General features: G+C 72.5%; 3 protein-coding genes. 1 reads left to right on the plus strand and 2 read right to left on the minus strand.

All coding sequences use genetic code 11. From position 1 onward, the window contains the following. A partial coding sequence (locus FPZ47_RS26985) for an MmgE/PrpD family protein (RefSeq protein WP_144957272.1) occupies positions 1 to 1,461 on the minus strand: 1,461 nt, incomplete at its 3' end. 81 nt (positions 1,462 to 1,542) lie between these two features. On the opposite strand from FPZ47_RS26985, the gene FPZ47_RS26990 reads away from it, so the two are divergent. Continuing rightward, complete coding sequence (locus tag FPZ47_RS26990; RefSeq protein ID WP_144957275.1) at positions 1,543 to 2,349, plus strand: GntR family transcriptional regulator; 807 nt, start codon at positions 1,543 to 1,545, stop codon at positions 2,347 to 2,349. Here the strand turns inward: FPZ47_RS26990 and FPZ47_RS26995 are convergent. Beyond that, positions 2,346 to 3,272: ribokinase (locus FPZ47_RS26995; protein WP_425461849.1), on the minus strand; the 927-nt coding region annotated here is incomplete at its 5' end. The genes FPZ47_RS26990 and FPZ47_RS26995 overlap by 4 nt on opposite strands.

A 3,272-nucleotide genomic window follows, 5' to 3' on the forward strand; every position in this document is an offset into this window, starting at 1 on the left:
TTTTCCCTTGCACGAAGGGCATTTCCGTGTCACGACACAGCCATCACCCACATCAGGCTGAAAAATCAGGGTCAGATGATCGGTGTCGTCGAGTTCGTCCAGACCGAGCACCGCCCGTTCGATCGCGTCGGCGCGGGCGCGGTCGGTGACCCGCTCGGCGAGCGCGTGGAACTTCGCGACGAGTTCGTCGTCGGTGACGGGGTCGGTCGGCGCGCCATGCGGTACGTCGACGCGGACCCGGTGCACGGCGCCGTCGACGGTCGTCACCGCCAGCTCGGTGCGGAACTTCTCGGTCATCGCGGCGCGGGCCGGCGATTCGTCGAGATGGACCGTGGTTGCGGCGATCAGCGACCAGATGTCGTCGGCGTCGCGGCGCGCCGGGGCGAACTGTTCGGGCAGCACGTTGCCGTCGAGCAGCGCCGCGGCGGTGACGTAGCCGATATTCATCTGCGCCCCGATCGGCGTCAGCGGTCGCTCCGGCGGCCACCAGCCGTGCTTGTAGACGGTCTCGCCGACGGTGATGTCGACCTTTGAGATGTTCTCGGGTGCAACGGATTCGCGCAGCCGTCTGGCGGCATCGATCGCCCCGTGCAGGCCGCCCATCGCGGCGTAGGGCTTGACCATGATGATCGTCGTCTCCCAGCGCCGGCCCAGCCGGCCGGTGAGCAGTGCGGCGTCGGGTTCGTGACCCTCGCCGAAAACGCTGAGGAAGCCGCCGTATTCGCGCTCGAACACCCGCTTGATGCCGGTATAGCCGGCCGCCGCCAGGCCCGCGGCGTAAAACCCGTTGCGGGCGGCCAGGCCGTGATGCATGCGTTTGCTCATGGCCTCGTACTGCGCGGCCATCAGCCCCGACGACTGGGTGGCCGCCAGCCCGAGGGCGTCTTCCAGTTGCGCGGGCGGCAGTCCGCGGAGCTTGCCCGACGCCATGGCCGCCGCGTGGGTGCCGAAGACCGACCCGGAATGCCAGCCGCGGTCGAGCATCTGGGTGCCGTGCAGGGTGTAGCCGACGCGCGGCCCCACCTCGAACCCGACGATCGCCGCGAGCAGCAGTTCGGCGCCGGTGATCGTTCCCGGCCGGGTCGCGGCCGTCGACAGCAGGGCGGGGATGACCAGCGAGCAACTGTGCAGCGGCGCGAGGGGATGGAAGTCGTCGAGCTCGAAGCCCTGGATGAACGTGCCGTTCAGGATCGCGGCGCCGGGTGCGCCGGTGGTGCGGCCGGTGCCGATGACGACGGTGTCACCCCCGCCCTCCATGCCGAGTACCGCGTCGGTGGCGAGCCGAGACCAGGGCAGCCGCGCGCCGACCAGGGCGCAGCCCAGGCCGTCGAGCAGCAGGTGCTTGGCGCGCCGCACGACCGGGTGTGGCACGTCGTCGAGGGTGAGCCCGGCGACCCAGGTGGCCAGCCGTCCGGTGGGCCCCGCCGGGTCGGTGGCGGCCCGCTGCGTCAGTACCGTCATCGGCCACCCCTTCCCGGCTAGTTGTTATATACATATAACAACTAGCGAAGCGAGCGCAAGGGGACGGGTGTGGAAACATTCATGACCGTGGACAAGGCCGGCGACAGGGCGGCACCGGTGTCCGCCGCTGCGGGCGTCCCGCTGCACCGGCAGCTGTTCCTGGTGCTGCACGACGAGATCGACCGCGGCGTGCTGGCCCCCGGCGACGCGCTGCCCAGCGAGCAGACCCTCTGCGAGCAGTTCGGGGTCTCCCGCATCACCGTGCGCCGGGCGCTGGCGGACCTGGCCGAGCAGGGCTACATCGAGCGCCGGCACGGGGTGGGCTCCTTTGTCCGACCGCACGGCCCGGCCGACGTGTCGTCGGCCGGCAGCTCCTACATGGCGGGGCTGCGCCAGACCCAGTTCGAAACCGAGGTGGAGGTGGTCGAACTCGGGGTCCGCCGCCCTCCGCAACCCGTCGCCGAGGCGCTCGAGACGTCCGGCGACCTGCTGCACATCGTGCGGGTGCGGCGGCAACGCAGGACCGGGGAGCCGTTGATCGTCAGTGACGCCTGGCTGCCCGCGGAACTCGCCGGCACGCTGACGGAGTCCGCGCTGCGGCGCGCGCCCCTCTATCAATTGCTGTCGGACGCGGGGGTCGTCGCCGACCGGGTGCGCCATGAGGTCACCGCCGAGATCGCGGGCCCGCGCAACGCCCGCTTGCTGGACACGGCGATCGGCGCCGCGCTGCTGCGCGTCAATCGGCTGGTGTTCGTGGCCGGCGCGCCGCACCATCACCTGTCTGCCCTGCTTTCGCCCGGTCGCAGTCGCGTGTTGCTGAGTCAGACCACCGACGAACTCGAGATGGCCGGCGGCCTGACGATCGCCCACGACGTGCGCCGGGGCTAGCTCGAACCCCCCTCGCGCAGCGCCGCGTCGATCGCGTCGGCGCCCGGCGCGCAGTCGCCGGCACCGGCCACCAGGGTCGCCAGCGCCCCCGCGGCGCAGGCGCGGCGCAACGCGTGCAGCCGCTGTGCTTTGTGCGCCGGGTCCGCGCCCGGGCCCGGCGGCCAGGTCGCCGCCAGCACCCCGGCGAACACGTCGCCGGCCCCGGTGGTGTCCACCGCGTCGACCGCCGGGGCCGGCACCGTGAACTCACCGTCGGCGCCGGCGTAGCGGGCGCCGTGCGGGCCCAGGGTGGTCACCAGATGGCTTGGCCGCCAACGCCATTGTCTCTCCTCGTCCTCGTTGGCGATCACCACGTCGGCCAGTGCCGCCAGTTCGGCCAGTGCGCCGTCCCGCCGCCCGGCCGGCGACGCGTTGACCAGGACCACCGCCCCGGCCGAACGGGCTTGCCGCGCCGCCGCCAGCGCGGCCGGGACCGGAATCTCCAACTGGGTCAACAGCACGTCGCAGTCGGCGATGACCGCGCGCACCGCGTCGTCGGTCGGCGAAAGCCGCCCGTTGGCGCCCGGGGAGACCACGATGGTGTTCTCGGCGCCGGCGTCGACCACGATGATCGCCGTGCCGCTCGGCCCGGGGACGGCGACGGTCCCGTCCAGCCCGACGCCGTTGGCCCTCAGGTGCGCCCGCAGTTGTCCGGCGGCGGCGTCCTCGCCGAGCGCGCCGACGAACTGCACCCGTGCGCCCGCCCGCGCCGCGGCGACCGCCTGGTTGCCGCCCTTGCCGCCCGGACCGTGGCTCGACGACGACGCCAGCACCGTCTCGCCCGGACGCGGCAGGGCGTCGACGCCGAACGTCAGGTCCATGTTCACGCTGCCGACCACACACACCCGTGCCATTCCTGCGACGGTAGTCGGGCTGGGCGGGAG

This window comes from Mycobacterium helveticum (assembly GCF_007714205.1).
In the GTDB taxonomy this organism is placed as follows: Bacteria; Actinomycetota; Actinomycetes; order Mycobacteriales; family Mycobacteriaceae; genus Mycobacterium; species Mycobacterium helveticum.